General features: G+C 67.1%; 12 protein-coding genes and 1 tRNA gene. 11 read left to right on the plus strand and 2 right to left on the minus strand.

The genetic code is table 11. From position 1 onward, the window contains the following. Positions 1 to 70 precede the first annotated feature (70 nt). Positions 71 to 1,747 (plus strand): class I SAM-dependent DNA methyltransferase, encoded by a 1,677-nt coding sequence (locus ACJEIK_RS06745; protein ID WP_061010752.1) that lies wholly within the window; start codon positions 71 to 73, stop codon positions 1,745 to 1,747. Further along, positions 1,734 to 2,477 carry a hypothetical protein gene (locus ACJEIK_RS06750; protein WP_204158348.1) on the plus strand — a complete coding sequence of 248 codons (744 nt, stop codon included), beginning with the start codon at positions 1,734 to 1,736 and terminating at the stop codon, positions 2,475 to 2,477. The genes ACJEIK_RS06745 and ACJEIK_RS06750 overlap by 14 nt, the downstream gene beginning before the upstream one ends. 331 nt (positions 2,478 to 2,808) lie before the next feature. Here ACJEIK_RS06750 and ACJEIK_RS06755 read toward each other — a convergent pair. Next, positions 2,809 to 2,881: transfer RNA gene (locus ACJEIK_RS06755), tRNA-Arg, on the minus strand. Positions 2,882 to 3,039: 158 nt separating this feature from the next. Here ACJEIK_RS06755 and argS point away from each other — a divergent pair. The 6 genes from argS to rho all read left to right on the plus strand — a co-directional run bounded on the left by argS (position 3,040) and on the right by rho (position 11,678). Continuing rightward, entirely contained in the window at positions 3,040 to 4,692 is a 1,653-nt protein-coding gene (argS, locus tag ACJEIK_RS06760; RefSeq protein WP_061003010.1) for an arginine--tRNA ligase, read from the plus strand. Positions 4,693 to 4,715: 23 nt separating this feature from the next. Beyond that, complete coding sequence (gene lysA / locus ACJEIK_RS06765; protein WP_409431661.1) at positions 4,716 to 6,086, plus strand: diaminopimelate decarboxylase; 1,371 nt, start codon at positions 4,716 to 4,718, stop codon at positions 6,084 to 6,086. Further along, entirely contained in the window at positions 6,083 to 7,402 is a 1,320-nt protein-coding gene (locus ACJEIK_RS06770) for a homoserine dehydrogenase (RefSeq protein ID WP_061003014.1), read from the plus strand. Before lysA ends, ACJEIK_RS06770 begins: the two co-directional genes overlap by 4 nt. Further along, on the plus strand, positions 7,402 to 8,469 hold the full coding sequence (thrC, locus tag ACJEIK_RS06775) for a threonine synthase (RefSeq protein ID WP_409431235.1): 1,068 nt from the start codon (positions 7,402 to 7,404) through the stop codon (positions 8,467 to 8,469). Before ACJEIK_RS06770 ends, thrC begins: the two co-directional genes overlap by 1 nt. Positions 8,470 to 8,474: 5 nt before the next feature. Beyond that, positions 8,475 to 9,404, plus strand: coding sequence for a homoserine kinase (thrB, locus tag ACJEIK_RS06780; RefSeq protein ID WP_409431236.1), 930 nt, complete (start codon positions 8,475 to 8,477; stop codon positions 9,402 to 9,404). A gap of 291 nt (positions 9,405 to 9,695) precedes the next feature. Beyond that, complete coding sequence (gene rho / locus ACJEIK_RS06785; RefSeq protein WP_409431237.1) at positions 9,696 to 11,678, plus strand: transcription termination factor Rho; 1,983 nt, start codon at positions 9,696 to 9,698, stop codon at positions 11,676 to 11,678. Positions 11,679 to 11,744: 66 nt separating this feature from the next. On the opposite strand, the gene ACJEIK_RS06790 is transcribed toward rho, so the two are convergent. After that, the gene (locus ACJEIK_RS06790) at positions 11,745 to 12,281 is read right to left on the minus strand and encodes a TetR/AcrR family transcriptional regulator (protein WP_409431662.1); all 537 of its coding nucleotides are present in this window, start codon (positions 12,279 to 12,281) and stop codon (positions 11,745 to 11,747) included. A gap of 212 nt (positions 12,282 to 12,493) precedes the next feature. On the opposite strand from ACJEIK_RS06790, the gene fadD1 reads away from it, so the two are divergent. The 3 genes from fadD1 to ACJEIK_RS06805 all read left to right on the plus strand — a co-directional run bounded on the left by fadD1 (position 12,494) and on the right by ACJEIK_RS06805 (position 15,730). After that, positions 12,494 to 14,056: a fatty-acid--CoA ligase FadD1 gene (gene fadD1, locus ACJEIK_RS06795; RefSeq protein ID WP_409431238.1), complete on the plus strand. Its 1,563-nt coding sequence runs from the start codon at positions 12,494 to 12,496 to the stop codon at positions 14,054 to 14,056. A 77-nt stretch (positions 14,057 to 14,133) separates the two neighbouring features. After that, entirely contained in the window at positions 14,134 to 14,475 is a 342-nt protein-coding gene (locus tag ACJEIK_RS06800) for a YciI family protein (RefSeq protein WP_061003022.1), read from the plus strand. Between the two features lie 61 nt (positions 14,476 to 14,536). Next, positions 14,537 to 15,730 (plus strand): RNA polymerase sigma factor, encoded by a 1,194-nt coding sequence (locus tag ACJEIK_RS06805; protein ID WP_409431663.1) that lies wholly within the window; start codon positions 14,537 to 14,539, stop codon positions 15,728 to 15,730. The last annotated feature ends 118 nt before the right edge of the window (positions 15,731 to 15,848 follow it).

Here is a 15,848-nt window from a genome sequence, read left to right on the forward strand (position 1 = left end):
CTGAGATGGCATCGGTGGCTTCGGTGTGCCCTCACGCAACATGTCGTACCCGCAAGGCAAGATGCTTCACATGGTGCTCAGGTCGACCGGGGGCGACTCGGCAGCGCTACGAAAGGCGCGGGGTGCGTTTTTCACGCCCGCCTCTGTTGCCCGCTACGTCACTGATTGGGCTGTTCGTGCCACGCACGAGCGCATCCTCGAGCCATCTTGCGGCGAGGCCTCCTTCTTACTTGCGGCCGTCGATCGCCTGACCGAATTACGCGGTACCGGTGACACCGATCAGCTCGCTGCACTAGACGGCATCGAGCTTCACGAGGACTCCGCTCGCGCTGCCCGTGGACTACTCCGCAGCGCAGGGGTTGATGCCAATGTCGCCGTCGGCGATTTCTTTTGTGTTGACCCAACCGGTTCGTACGACGTAGTGATCGGTAACCCGCCTTACATCCGCTACCAGGATTTCGCGGGTATTGCGCGGTCGCGGTCTCGTCAGGCGGCTCTAAGGGCTGGCGTGGGCCTTACGAACTTGGCTTCCAGTTGGGCGGCCTTCGTAGTGCACTCGGCTCTGTTCCTGCGTGCTGGCGGTCGCATGGGTCTAGTGCTACCTGCCGAACTTCTTAGCGTGAACTATGCCGCCGAGGTGCGTCGATTTCTGCTCGCATCGTTCGCTCGCGTCGATCTGGTGCTGTTCACAGAACGCGTGTTTCCCGACGCTCAGGAGGATGTGCTGCTTCTCCTTGCCGACGGCTACCTGCAAGGACCGACTGACCACGCCTCGGTCTACCAGGCCCGCAATGCCGCTGAGCTAGGGACCATTGCGGCGGGGCGCACGTGGACGCCGATCAGCCCTGAGGACAAGTGGACGCCGTCGCTGCTGTCTGCGAAGGCACTCGACGCGTACACCGGCCTGTTGTCCAGTGGCAGGTTCACAGTGCTGGAAACGTGGGGCGACACGACGCTGGGCATGGTCACTGGCAATAACAAGTACTTCGCACTCTCGCCTGCTCGAGTCGCCAACCTTGGCCTCGAACCTACGGACGTCCTGCGATTGTCGCCGCCCGGCAGTCGCCATCTGCGTGGGCTCGCATTCAGCGCTGCGGCGTTGAATGAATTGGGCCGCAACGGATCTGCGACGTGGCTGTTCCGTCCCGAAGGTGAGCCATCCCCAGCAGCGCGAGCGTACATCGCAGCCGGCGAGGCGGCGGGCGTGAATACTGCCTACAAGTGCCGGGTGCGCAAGCCGTGGTGGCGTGTGCCACGGCTTGCCCCAGCCGATTTGCTGCTCACGTACATGAACGCCAACGCTGACACGCCTCGACTGTCGACCAACACGGCAAGGGCGGCGCACCTGAATTCTGTACATGGTGTGTACCTGGGACCCAAAGTGCGCAAGCTGGGTAAGGCGTTACTCCCGCTAGCTTCGCTGACTTCCATGACGCTGGTCGGTGCTGAGACCGTAGGGCGAGCCTACGGTGGCGGGATGCTCAAGTTAGAACCCCGTGAAGCCGACCGGCTTCCAGTCCCAGCAGTGGATGTGGTCGAAGCTGCGGCGGATCGGTTGGCAAATGTACGCCCGCAGGTTGCCGGCTTGTTGGGTAGCGGAAAGCTGATCGAGGCCTCGAAGATCGTCGATGACGTGCTGCTTGTGGGGGAGTTGGGAATGTCGCGCGCCAATGTTCGTGTGCTGCGCGACGCGCACGCTGAATTGACGGCACGACGAGTTGCGCGAGGTCGTCGTGGCTCGAATTGACGACCTGCTGGTTGAGGCGATCAAGGCTGCTGGACCTAAACCTAGCGATGATGCGCCGCAGCGAGAGAAGAACCCGTGGGCTCTAAAGATCAGCACCACACTGGCACTGGCGATCGCTCAAGAGTTGCGCGAGCGTGGGATGGAGGGCGCACGTCCCGGCGAACCCGGTGGCCCGGGTCTGTCGGGCGCTGAGAGACGACTTGCGGGTGGCCTGGGCGCCAAGAAGGTTGATGTCACGTGGGCAACCGAGGAATCGGGGCTGATGCTTGCGTGCTCGATCAAGACGATCATGTTCCGCGACGGACAAAGCGGTGGCTTTCAGAAGAACCTCACCAATCGACGGGCTGACCTGCTGTTCGAGTCGACCACTTTGCACCGCCGATTTCCGTTCGCGGTCGTATCCGGGTTCTTCTTCTTTGACAAAGAGGCGGCGGCCGACGATACGCCGCGACGCAACAGTACGTTCGACAATGTTTTTCCACGCTTCAATTTGTTCACTGGCCGCGCCGATCCATCCGACCGCGATGAGCAGTTCGAACGGCTTTATGCGTTATTGGTCGACTCCAATCCCTTTGCGCCGTCAGTGGTTTGCTATGAAGTAAACAATCCGCTGGAGCCGGTCGAACTCCAAACAGCCTTCGATGAATTGGTGATGCTCACCGTAGAACGCAACTTCGACATGTACGAGTCAGCCGACGATGGCAAGATCCGCAAGTCGCGCAGCAAGTAGGCCCAATACTCCTGACTGACTGCTCGCATTCACGGCGAGTCGGGCGCCGTAGCGCATCGCCTGCGTTGCTTGTCTGGATCCTCGGCAAGAACGAAGTTGGGCGTACGCCCGTCGGAATGTGTCGCAGGTGTGGACGCCATCGGCGTCCGTGGGACATTACCGGGATGTGTTCGCTTTCGAACTCGGTCACAGTGTGAGCGGCGTATCAGTGTTGAACTCTCGGTAGCACCGGGGATTGCCTCGGTTGCGGCGTATGGCGAAGGTCAATCCGCCGCTCGACAGCAACGGCTAACAGGAAGATCGTGCGACCAGCAAGAATGAGTTTGATGAGTGCCCCCGGCAGGATTCGAACCTGCGGCCTTCTGCTCCGGAGGCAGACGCTCTATCCCCTGAGCTACGGGGGCGCTTGATGCTGGCGAGCCAGCGGCGCCGTTGGGCGATCACAGACTAGCGCATCGGTGACCGACCTCCCGAATCGGCGTCAACCGCCAGGAACAATCCGTCAAGCACCGGGCGACACCGATGACAAGCGTGAGCAGCTCAGCCCATAGGATGGACCCCCGTGACCCCCGCCGATCTGGCTGAACTGCTCAAGAACACGGCCGCCGTGGTCCTGGTCGAACACGACCTGGACCTTGCCGCGCTGCCCGAAACAGTCGCCATCGAGCGTCCGCGTAACCCCGAGCACGGCGATTACGCCACGAACCTGGCGCTGCAGCTGGCGAAGAAGGTCGGCGTCAAACCGCGTGACCTGGCCGAATGGCTCGCTGAGCGGCTGATCGACGCCGACGGTATCGCTGAGGCCACTGTTGCCGGCCCCGGCTTCGTCAACCTGCGCATCGAGGCGTCCGCGCAGAGCGTCGTCGTCCTCAACGTGCTGGGCGCAGGCGACCGCTACGGCACCTCCGAGGAGCTCAAGGGCCGCCACATCAACCTGGAGTTCGTCTCGGCGAACCCGACCGGCCCCATCCACATCGGCGGCACCCGCTGGGCTGCCGTCGGTGACGCGCTGGGCCGTCTGCTGGCCACGCAGGACGCCACGGTCGTCCGCGAGTACTACTTCAACGACCACGGCGGCCAGATCGACCGCTTCGCGCGCTCGCTGGTCGCGGCCGCCAAGGGCGAGCCGGCCCCGGAGGACGGCTACGGCGGCGACTACATCAAGGACATCGCGGCCGACGTCGTGGCCAAGCGGCCCGACGCGTTGAGCCTGCCGGCCGATGAGTGCCAGGAAGTCTTCCGCGAGCTCGGCGTGGATTTGATGTTCGGTCAGATCAAGCAGTCGCTGCACGACTTCGGCACCGACTTCGACGTCTACACCCACGAAGACTCGATGCACACCTCAGGGCGGGTGCAGGAGGCCATCGACAAGCTGCGCGACAACGGCTCGATCTACGAGCAGGACGGCGCAATCTGGTTGCGCACCACCGACTTCGGTGACGACAAGGACCGCGTCGTCATCAAGAGCGACGGCAACCCGGCGTACGTCGCCGGCGACATCGCGTACTACCTGGACAAGCGCCAGCGCGGCTTCGACCTGTGTATCTACATGCTCGGTGCCGACCACCACGGCTACATCGGCCGACTGAAGGCCGTCGCGGCCGCGCTCGGCGAGGACCCCGACACCGTCGAGGTGCTGATCGGCCAGATGGTCAACCTGGTCAGGGACGGCCAGCCGATGCGCATGAGCAAGCGCGCCGGCACCGTCATCACCCTGGAGGACCTGGTCGACGCCATCGGCGTGGACGCGGCCCGCTACGTGCTGATCCGGTCGTCGGTGAACAGCCCCATCGACATCGACCTCGGGCTGTGGGCCAGCGCGTCCAACGAAAACCCGGTCTACTACGTGCAATACGCGCACGCGCGGCTGTCGGCCCTGGCGCGCAACGCCGCCGACCTCGGCCTGCAGGTGGACCTCGGACACCTCGACCTGCTGAGCCACGACCGCGAAGCCACCCTGATGCGCACCATCGGTGAGTTCCCGCGCGTCCTGAAAACCGCTGCTGCCCTTAGGGAACCGCACCGCGTGTGCCGGTACCTGGAAGACCTGGCCGGTGACTACCACCGGTTCTACGACTCCTGCCGCGTCCTCCCGATGGGCGACGAAGAGCACAGCGACCTGCACCGGGCGCGGCTCGCGCTGTGCGCGGCCACCCGCCAGGTCATCGCCAACGGTCTGCAGATCCTCGGCGTCAGCGCTCCGGAGCGGATGTGAGCGGGCAGCCGACCGGCAACGTGGTGCCGGAGAAGCCGCAGACGTCCGACGAGGTCAACCTGTTGGCGCCGAATGTCTGGCCGCGCAACCTGGTTCGGGGCGCCGATGGTCAGGTCAGTGTCGCCGGGGTCACGGTCGGTGCCCTGGCCGAGCAGTTCGGCACACCGCTGTTCGTCATCGACGAGGACGACTTCCGGTCCCGCTGCCGCGAGATCGCCGACGCCTTCGGTGGCGGCGAGCACGTGCACTACGCCGGAAAAGCGTTCCTGTGCGCCGAGATCGCCCGCTGGGTCGCGCAGGAGGGCCTGTGCCTGGACGTCGCCACCGGCGGCGAGTTGGCCGTGGCGCTGCACGCCGACTTCCCGGCCGAACGAATCACGGTGCACGGCAACAACAAATCCGTCCCCGAGCTGGCCGCCGCGGTCAAAGCTGGTGTCGGGCACATCGTGCTGGACTCCGAGATCGAGATCGAGCGCCTGGAGGCCATCGCCGGCGCGGCGGGTGTCGTGCAGGACGTCCTGGTCCGCGTGACCCCGGGCGTCGAGGCGCACACCCACGAGTTCATCTCCACGGCCCACGAGGACCAGAAGTTCGGTCTCTCGCTGGCCAGCGGCGCGGCCATGGAAGCGGTGCGCAAGGTCTTCGCCACCGACAACCTGCGCCTGGTCGGCCTGCACTGCCACGTCGGCTCGCAGATCTTCGACGTCGCCGGGTTCGAGATCGCGGCCCATCGTGTCATCGGGCTGCTGCGCGACGTCGTCGCCGAATTCGGCGTCGAGAAGACGGCGCAGATGTCGGTCATGGATCTCGGTGGGGGACTCGGTATCTCGTACCTGCCCAGCGACGACCCGCCACCCATGAAGGAACTGGCCGACAAGCTCAAGGCCATCGTGAAGGCCGAATCCGAGGCCGTCGGTCTGCCGACCCCCAAGCTGGTCGTGGAGCCCGGCCGCGCCATCGCGGGCCCCGGCACCATCACGCTGTACGAGGTCGGCACCGTGAAAGACGTTGCCGTGTCGGCCGACAAGTACCGGCGCTACGTCAGCGTCGACGGCGGCATGAGCGACAACATCCGGCCGTCGCTGTACGACGCCCAGTACGACGCCCGGCTGGTGTCGCGCGCCAGCGACGCCCCCGCGACGCTGGCCCGGATCGTCGGAAAGCACTGCGAGACCGGCGACATCATCGTCCGCGACACCTGGGTGTCCGAGGATTTGGTGCCCGGTGATCTGCTGGCAGTCGCCGCCACCGGCGCCTACTGCTATTCGATGTCGAGCCGGTACAACCTGCTGACCCGTCCCGCCGTCGTCGCGGTGAAGGACGGCAAAGCACGCCTGATCTTGCGCCGGGAGACCGTCGAAGACCTGTTGAGCCTGGAGGTGAGTGGTCAATGAGTGAAAAGCCAATCGGCGTAGCAGTTCTCGGACTCGGGAACGTCGGGACCGAGGTGGTCCGGATCATCGAGGACAGCGCTGACGACCTGGCTGCTCGCATCGGTGCGCCCCTGGAGTTGCGCGGCGTCGGTGTCCGCAAGGTGGCCAAGGGCCGTGGCGTGTCGGTCGACATGCTCACCGACGACATCGAGGCGCTGGTGTCGCGCGACGACGTCGACATCGTCATCGAGCTCATGGGCCCCGTCGAGCCGGCCCGCAAGGCCATCATGGCCGCGCTGGAGCAGGGCAAGTCGGTGGTCACCGCCAACAAGGCGCTGATGGCGCAATCCACCGGTGAACTGGCCCAGGCGGCCGAAAAGGCGCGCGTGGACCTGTATTTCGAGGCGGCCGTCGCCGGCGCGATCCCGGTGATCCGGCCGCTGACCCAGTCGCTCGCGGGTGACGTCGTGCTGCGGGTGGCGGGCATCGTCAACGGCACCACCAACTACATCCTGTCGGCGATGAGTGAGACCGGCGCCGACTACGCCGACGCGCTCGCCGAAGCCGGTGTGCTGGGCTACGCCGAGGCCGACCCGACCGCCGACGTCGAGGGCTACGACGCCGCCGCCAAGGCCGCCATCCTGGCGTCCATCGCGTTCCACACCCGGGTCACCGCCGACGACGTCTACCGCGAGGGCATGACGAAGGTCAGCGCCGCAGACTTCGAGTCCGCCAAGGCACTGGGCTGCACCATCAAGTTGCTCGCCATCTGCGAGCGCTTGACCACCGGCAAAGGCAAGCAACGGGTTTCGGCTCGTGTGTACCCGGCGCTGGTGCCCCTGGACCACCCGTTGGCCTCGGTCAACGGCGCGTTCAACGCGGTCTTCGTCGAGGCCGAGGCCGCCGGCGAGCTGATGTTCTACGGCCGCGGCGCAGGTGGCGCACCGACCGCGTCGGCCGTCATGGGTGACGTCGTCATGGCCGCGCGCAACCGCGTGCAGGGTGGCCGCGGGCCGCGGGAATCCAAGTACGCCAAGCTGCCCATCGCCTCGATCGGCGCCATCGAGACCCGCTACTACGTCAGCATGAACGTGGCGGACAAGCCCGGTGTGTTGTCCTCTGTCGCAGCCGAATTCGGCAAGCGTGAGGTCAGCATCGCCGAAGTCCGCCAGGAGGGCATGGAGGACGAGTCCGGCCAGCGCAGCGGCGCCCGCATCGTCGTCGTCACCCACCGGGCAACCGACGAAGCGCTGTCGGAAACCGTTGCGGCCCTTGCCGATCACGAAGCAGTGCAGAGCATCAACAGCGTGCTGCGCATGGAAGGAACCAGTAAGTAATGAGCGTGCACAAGCCGTGGCCCGGCCTGATCGAGGCCTACCGGGATCGTCTGCCCGGAACCGAGAACTGGACGCCGGTCACCCTGCTCGAGGGTGGCACCCCGCTGATCCACGCCAAGCGGCTGAGCGAACTGACCGGCTGCACAGTGCATCTGAAGGTCGAGGGGCTCAACCCGACCGGTTCGTTCAAGGACCGTGGCATGACCATGGCCGTCAGTGACGCCGTGGCCCGCGGCCAGAAGGCCGTGCTGTGCGCGTCCACCGGCAACACCTCGGCCTCGGCGGCCGCCTACGCGGCGCGCGCCGGCATCACCTGCGCGGTGCTGATCCCGCAGGGCAAGATCGCCATGGGCAAGCTGGCGCAGGCAGTCATGCACGGCGCCAAGATCATTCAGGTCGACGGCAACTTCGACGACTGTCTGGAGCTGGCCCGCAAGCTGACCGCCGACTACCCGACCATCGCCCTGGTCAACTCGGTCAACCCGGTCCGCATCGAGGGCCAGAAGACGGCCGCGTTCGAGATCGTCGACGCCCTCGGCACCGCCCCTGACGTGCACTCGCTGCCCGTCGGCAACGCCGGCAACATCACCGCCTACTGGCGCGGCTACAGCGAATACCACCGCGACGGCGTCTCCGACCGGCCGCCCCGCATGCTCGGCACGCAGGCCGCCGGCGCGGCGCCGCTGGTGCTCGGCGAGCCCGTCAAGAACCCCGAGACCATCGCCACCGCGATCCGAATCGGTTCTCCGGCTTCGTGGGACGGCGCCGTGGCGGCCAAGGAGCAGTCGGATGGCCGCTTCCTCGCCGCCACCGACGAGGAGATCCTGGCCGCGTACCACCTGGTCGCCAAAGCTGAAGGCGTGTTCGTCGAGCCGGCCTCGGCCGCCAGCATCGCGGGTCTGCTCAAGTCCATCGAGGACGGCTGGGTCAAGCCCGGCTCGACCGTGGTCTGCACCGTCACCGGCAACGGCCTCAAGGATCCCGACAACGCCCTCAAGGGCATGCCCGAGGTCAAGGCCATCCCCGTCGACCCGACCGCGGTGGTCGAACAGCTCGGACTGGTCTGACGCCAGTGACCGAGAACCTGCCCGCCGGCCTGCTCGCCACCGCCGTCGTCCCCGCCTCGAGCGCCAATCTCGGCCCCGGCTTCGACAGCCTGGGCCTGGCGCTGAGCCTGTACGACGAGATTCAGGCTGAGACAACCGATTCCGGCCTCGCCATCGAGGTGACGGGGGAGGGGGCCGGGCAGGTTCCGGACGACGAGTCCCATCTGGTCGTGCGGGCGATCCGGCGTGGCCTGGCCGCCGGCGGCGTATCGGTTTCGGGTCTGAACATCAAGTGCCGCAACGTGATTCCGCATTCGCGTGGCCTCGGCTCGTCGGCCGCTGCGGTGGTCGGTGGCCTGGCTGTCGCCAATGGTCTTATCGCTCAGTCGGGTTCGCAGCCGCTGACGCTCGAGCAGCTGGTCCAGCTGTCGTCGGAATTCGAGGGCCACCCGGACAACGCCTCGGCCGCCGTGCTCGGCGGTGCCGTGGTGTCCTGGACCGAACCGGGCCCGACCTACGCGGCCGCGCCGCTGACGCTGCATCCCGACATCCATCTGTTCCCGGCGATTCCGCAGGTGCGGTCATCGACCGCGGAGACCCGGGCGGTGCTTCCCGAGCAGATCGCGCACAAGGACGCCACGTTCAACGTCAGCCGTGCCGCCCTGCTGGTGGTGGCGCTGACGCAGCGCCCCGATTTGTTGATGGCCGCCACCGAAGACGTGATGCACCAGCCGCAGCGCGCGGCGGCGATGCCGGCCTCCGCGGAATATCTGGCGATGCTGCGGCGTTCTGGGGTGGCAGGGGTGCTTTCCGGTGCTGGACCTGCGGTTATCGCATTCAGTACCGAGCCTGAACTGCCGGCCGAAGTCCTCGAATTCGCCGCGGCCAACGGTTTCGCCGTCGAGAAGATGGCGGTGGGCCAAGGGGTCCGCTGGACTGTCGGCGCCGGCGTCTGACGGAAAGCACACGCCGGAGTGGCAATTCTTGCTTCATTGTCGGATGAGAGATATTCTCGCAGCGTCCAGCAATCGCAGGCTCTAGTACCTGCGCCTACGGTAGGACGACCACTCTTCTCTTAGATGTTCAACTCGTGGACTGATGGTTCGCCGCACGGCGGCAAATCCTGGCGCTTGGCTGTTGCACTGCGCAGCCGACCCGGCATTTGACGAATGCGGTTCGGGGAAGCCGTCCGACTGCGAACACAACCCTCGCCTGATCAGCTGCGCGAGGGCACAGAAAGGAAATCCGTGACTGATACGGACCTCTTCACCGCCGACGGCAACACTGATGCGCCGGCAACTGAAGCGCCGGCGGCCGGACGCTCCGGATCGCTGACCAGCCTTCTGCTCCCCGACCTGCGCGCGCTCGCCGCCGAGGTTGGCGTCAAGGGCACCTCCGGGATGCGCAAGAGCGAACTGATCGCCGCCATCCGCGAGCACCGTGGCGAGGCCAACGGCGCCAAGACCGAGGCCAAAGCCGCCAAGGCCGAAGCCAAGAACGAGACCAAGACCGCCGAGGCCGTGAACGGCACCGACGCCCCCAGCGAGGCCAAGGAAGCCCCGGCGGCGAGCAACACCGACGCTGCCGCCGGTGACGCCCCCGCGGCCGAGCAGGCCCCGCGCCGCGAGCGCCGTGGCGCATCGCGCCGGGCCGGCGCGCCCGCCGACGGCGACGCCGGTGATGCCGGCGACAAGCCCGCCGAGAAGGCGGACAAGGCCGAGAACACCGAGAACGCCGACGCCCCCCGCGAGGAGCGGAACCGCGAGCGGAACGCCGACAACAGCAACCAGGGCGGCAACAAGGCCGAAGGTAACCAGGGCGGCAACCGCGAGCAGGGTGGCAACCGCGACCGCGGCGGCGACAACCAGGGCGGCAACCGCAACCAGGGCGGCAACCGCAACCAGGGTGGTAACCGCGACCAGGGCGACAACTCCAACAACAACGACGACGACGACGACAGCCGCCAGGGCCGTCGCGGCCGTCGGTTCCGTGACCGCGACCGTCGTCGTCGTGGCGAGCGCGGCGACAACCAGGGCGGGAACGCCGAGACCGAACTGCGCGAGGACGACGTCCTGCAGCCGGTCGCCGGCATCCTCGACGTGCTGGACAACTACGCGTTCGTCCGCACGTCGGGCTACCTGGCCGGGCCGAACGACGTCTACGTCTCGATGAACATGGTCCGCAAGAACGGACTGCGCCGCGGCGACGCGGTGACAGGCGCCGTGCGGGTGCCGCGCGAGGGTGAGAACACCGGCGGCGGCGGCAACAACCCGCGCCAGAAGTTCAACCCGCTGGTGCGTCTGGACAGCGTCAACGGCGGTCCGGTCGAGGCCGCGCGCAACCGCCCCGACTTCACCAAGCTGACCCCGCTGTACCCGAACCAGCGGCTGCGCCTGGAGACCACGCCGGAGCGGCTGACCACGCGTGTGATCGACCTGATCATGCCGATCGGTAAGGGCCAGCGTGCGCTGATCGTGTCCCCGCCGAAGGCCGGTAAGACGACGATCATGCAGGACATCGCCAACGCGATCACCAAGAACAACCCGGAATGCCACCTCATGGTGGTGCTCGTCGACGAGCGCCCGGAAGAGGTCACCGACATGCAGCGCTCGGTGAAGGGTGAGGTCATCGCCTCGACCTTCGACCGGCCGCCGTCAGACCACACCCAGGCCGCCGAGCTGGCCATCGAGCGGGCCAAGCGCCTGGTCGAGCAGGGCAAGGACGTCGTGGTGCTGCTGGACTCGATCACCCGTCTGGGCCGCGCGTACAACAACGCGTCGCCGGCGTCGGGCCGCATCCTGTCCGGTGGTGTCGACTCCACCGCGCTGTACCCGCCGAAGCGTTTCCTCGGCGCGGCGCGCAACATCGAGAACGGTGGCTCGCTGACCATCATCGCGACCGCGATGGTCGAGACCGGCTCCACCGGTGACACCGTCATCTTCGAGGAGTTCAAGGGCACGGGTAATGCCGAGCTCAAGCTCGACCGCAAGATCGCCGAGCGTCGCGTGTTCCCGGCCGTCGACGTCAACCCGTCCGGTACCCGTAAGGACGAGCTGCTGCTCGGCCCGGACGAGTTCGCGATCGTGCACAAGCTGCGTCGCGTGCTGTCGGGTCTGGACCCGCACCAGGCCATCGACCTGCTGATGAGCCAGCTGCGCAAGACCAAGACCAACTACGAGTTCCTGGTTCAGGTCTCGAAGACGGCCCCGGGCAACATGGACGCCGACTAGGCGCCGGCCCACGCAAAAGCCCCCGAAATCAGCCGATTTCGGGGGCTTTTGCGTGGGGTCGTCGATTTACGGCTGGGCCTTCAGGCCTGGCATCACGTACCGCCGCACGTGCGCGAGCAGTTCGTCGGCACTGTTGGCGTCCAACCGCTGTCCGGGCATCGTGGCCAGCGACAGGATGACGCGCGCGATCCACTCGGCGGCGTCGTCGACATCGGTGTCGGGGTGGATTTCGCCGTTGTCGCGGGCGGCGACGAGGTAGCGGGACCAGAAATCGGCGAGGTCGGGCACCAGGCCCTGCACGCCCGCACCGGCGCAGGCGGCGAACTCGTCGGGCTCCTCGACGCGCAGCTTCATCAACAGCGCGCCGGGGTCGTCATAGGCGGTGCGGCCGTGCTGGATTCCGGTGACGATCTGGTTGTCCAGGCCTTCGATCGACGCGAGCATGGCGTGCGCGTCGGTCCAGTAGGCGTTGTTCAGCCGGACGATCGCGGCGCCCAGCAGCGTCACCTTGTCGGGGAAGTGCCGGTACAGCCACCCGCGGGAGACGCCGGCGGCCTCGGCGACCTCGGACACCGTCGTGGCGCGAATTCCCTTGGCGCGCATGCACTCTTCGGCGGCGTCGATGAGTCGATCGCGCACGCTTTTCGGGGATTCTGGGCTTGCCACCGGGATGTCTCCTCACATGTCAACCGGGCGAACGACGATTCTGCCAGGGCGCTGCCGCTATTGCGCTACCCGTCAACCATGGTAGACACTTTCAAGAATCTGTTCACTCCGGGTGGTCTGCGTGATCGCCCACCGCACCGGGAGCCCAAATGGCGGACACCCTTCAGCAGTTGCTTCGCGAACGCGCCGACCAGGACACCCTCGCCGTGAAGTACGGCGAGACAACCCGGACCTGGCGAGAGTATGTCGGCGAAGCGCGGGCGCAGGCCGCCGCACTGATCGGCCGGGCCGACCCACTGCGGCCGCTGCACGTGGGCACCCTGCTGGGAAACACCCCCGACATGCTGACGGCGCTGGCCGCCGCGGCACTGGGCGGCTACGTGCTGTGCGGCATCAACAACACCCGTCGTGGTGCGGCGCTCGCCCGCGACATCGCGCGCGTCGAATGCCAGATCGTCCTGGTCGACGACAAGCACCGCGATCTGCTCGACGGCCTCAGCCTGCCCGGCGTCACCGTCATCGACGTCACCGCGACCGAATGGCCGCAGCAGGACCTCATCCCGCATCGTGAAGTCGGGCCCGACGACACCTTCATGATGATCTTCACCTCCGGCACCAGCGGCGAACCCAAGGCCGTCGAGGTCGCGCACTCCATCGTGCTGTTCTCCGCGGTGGCGCTCGTACAGCGCTACGAACTGACCGACAAGGATACCTGTTATCTGGCGATGCCGCTGTTCCACTCCAACGGCGTCTACGCCGGCTGGGGCGTCGCACTCGCGTCCGGCGCGGCGATGGCACCCGCGCAGTTCTCCGCGTCGCGGTTCCTCCCGGACGTCCGCCGCTACGGCGCGACCTACATGAACTACGTCGGCAAGCCGCTGGCCTACATCCTGGCCACCGCCGAGCAGTCCGACGACCACGACAACCCGCTGCGCGTCGCGTTCGGCAACGAGGCCGCCGACCGCGACATCGACGAGTTCAGCCGCCGCTTCGGCTGCAGCGTGTGGGACGGCTTCGGCTCTACCGAGCTCGCGATCATCATCACCCGCTCCGAGGGGACCCCGGCCGGCAGCGTCGGCAAGGGCTTCCCGGGTGTCGCCATCTACGACCCCGAGACTGTCCAGGAGTGCGAGGTGGCGCGCTTCGACGGCACCGGCGCCCTGATCAATGCCGAGGCCGCCACCGGCGAGCTGGTGAACACCGACGGCAGCGGCATGTTCCGCGGCTACCACAACGACCAGGGCGCGACGGACGAGCGGCTTCGGCACGGCATGTACTGGTCGGGCGACCTGGCCTACCGCGATGCCGACGGCTGGATCTACCTCGCCGGCCGCACCGCGGACTGGATGCGCGTGGACGGTGAGAACATCACCGCGGCGCCCATCGAACGAATCCTGTTGCGCCATCCCGTGATCAGCCGCGTCGCGGTCTATCCGGTGCCCGACGAGTTCGTCGGCGACCAGGTGATGGCCGCGATGGTGCTGCGCGACGGCCAGACCCTCGACCCGAAGTCGTTCGCGGAATTCCTGGCCGCACAGCCCGACCTGTCCCCGAAGTCGTGGCCGCGGTACATCTGGCTCGCCGACGACCTGCCCAGCACCGCGACCAACAAAATTCTCAAGCGGGAACTGGTCGCGTTGGGCGCCGATCCGGCCGGCCGGGTGGTGTGGGAGCGCGACGGTACGGAGTACGCACCGCGCGCCGAAAACTGATTTCGGCGGTCGTGTCCCCGCAATGGGTTCCCGTTCGTCTCACTGCTGTTGGACGATCAACCCAGAAGGAGACAACGATGAAATACGCAACGCTGATCTACATCAAGCCGGGCAGCCACGACACCGACATCACCGAGGAAGAACACGCGGCCCTGAGTGCCGAGTACGCGGCGCTTCGTCAGGAACCGCAGTGCGTCGGTGGCGGTCACCTGCAGCCCGTCGAAACCGCGACATCGGTGCGGGCCGACCTGATCACCGATGGTCCCTTCGCCGACACCAAAGAGGTGTTCGCCGGCTACTTCGTCATCGACGTCGACAATCTCGACGAAGCCCTCAAATTCGCCCAGCGGATCCCGGCGGTACGACTCGGCGGCGGCGTCGAGGTACGGCCGCTTTTCGACGTCCCGGGCGAGGGGTAGGGCGAGCGAAGCGACGGGGAGGGGCAACGGGGCGAGCGAAGCGACGGGAAGGGTTGAGCTACTGATCGACGCCATCTTCCAGCGCGAGTGGGGCCGGGTCCTGGCCGCGCTCATCGGCATCCTCGGCGACTTCGAACTCGCCGAGGATGCCGCGCAGGAGGCGTTCGTGCGTGCCGCCGAGCGGTGGTCCCGCGACGGTGTGCCCGATGCGCCGGTGGCGTGGCTGGTGCGCACCGGCCGCAACGTGGCAATCGACCGGTTGCGCCGCGAGCAGACGCTGCGCGCCAAGACCCGGCTGCTCCACGCGGATCAACAGGCGACGACCATGGACGAGATCGACCTCGACGACAGCACCATCGGCGACGAGCGCCTGCAACTGATGTTCATGTGTTGTCATCCGGCGTTGGCGCGCGAAGCCCAGGTGGCGCTCACGCTGCGGGCCCTCGGCGGGCTGACGACGGCCGAGATCGGGCGGGCATTCCTGGTATCCGAGGACACCATGAAGCGGCGGTTGTCCCGCGCCAAGGCCAAGATCAAGGCGACCAACATCCCGTTCGCCCTGCCGGCCGACCCGATGCTGCCGGACCGGGTGGCGGCGGTGCTCGCGGTGATCTACCTGATCTTCAACCAGGGCTTCACCGAGCGGGACGACCTCGCCGGCGAAGCGATCCGACTCGGCCGCCTGCTCGCCGACCTCTTGGCCGACGAACCCGAGGCCTACGGGCTGCTGGGCCTGATGCTGCTGCACGATTCGCGGCGCGCGGCCCGCGTGGTCGATGGCCAGGTGGTGCCCCTCGCCGAGCAGGACCGGACGCGCTACGACCAGGCCAAGGTCGACGCCGGGCGCGCCGCCCTCGACCGCGCGCTGGCGCTCCGGCTGGCCGCCGGGCCATACGTCCTGCAGGCCGCCATCGCCTCGCTGCAGGCCGAGGATGAGATCGACTGGCACGAGGTCGTCGTCCTGTACGAGCGGCTCGAAGCGCACACCGGGTCGCCGGTCGTGGCGCTCAATCGGGCGGTGGCCGTCGCCGAGGCGGGCGATCCCGCGCGGGCGCTCGGGCTCATCGATGCCCTTGACCTGGGCGAATACCGCTATCTGCCGTCGACACGGGCGGAATTGCTGCGCCGTTTGGGCCGGACCGACGAGGCGCGCAGCGCGTTCGAGCGCGCCCTGACCTTGACGACGACCGAGCCGGAACGACGATTTCTGCAGCGTCGGCTGGCTGAGCTGGGACAGCGCTCCGCCGAGGAATAGTCACCGGCCCGAAGGCGTTTAGGACCTTGGCGGCTGACCTGGCATAATCGACCGCCGAACCCCCTCGGTTCCGGTTCACGTCCGAATTCTCGGGCGACCCGGCGCCATCGAACACAGA

Origin of the sequence: Mycobacterium sp. SMC-16 (genome assembly GCF_046250085.1) — a bacterium.
Classification (GTDB): domain Bacteria; phylum Actinomycetota; class Actinomycetes; order Mycobacteriales; family Mycobacteriaceae; genus Mycobacterium; species Mycobacterium phocaicum.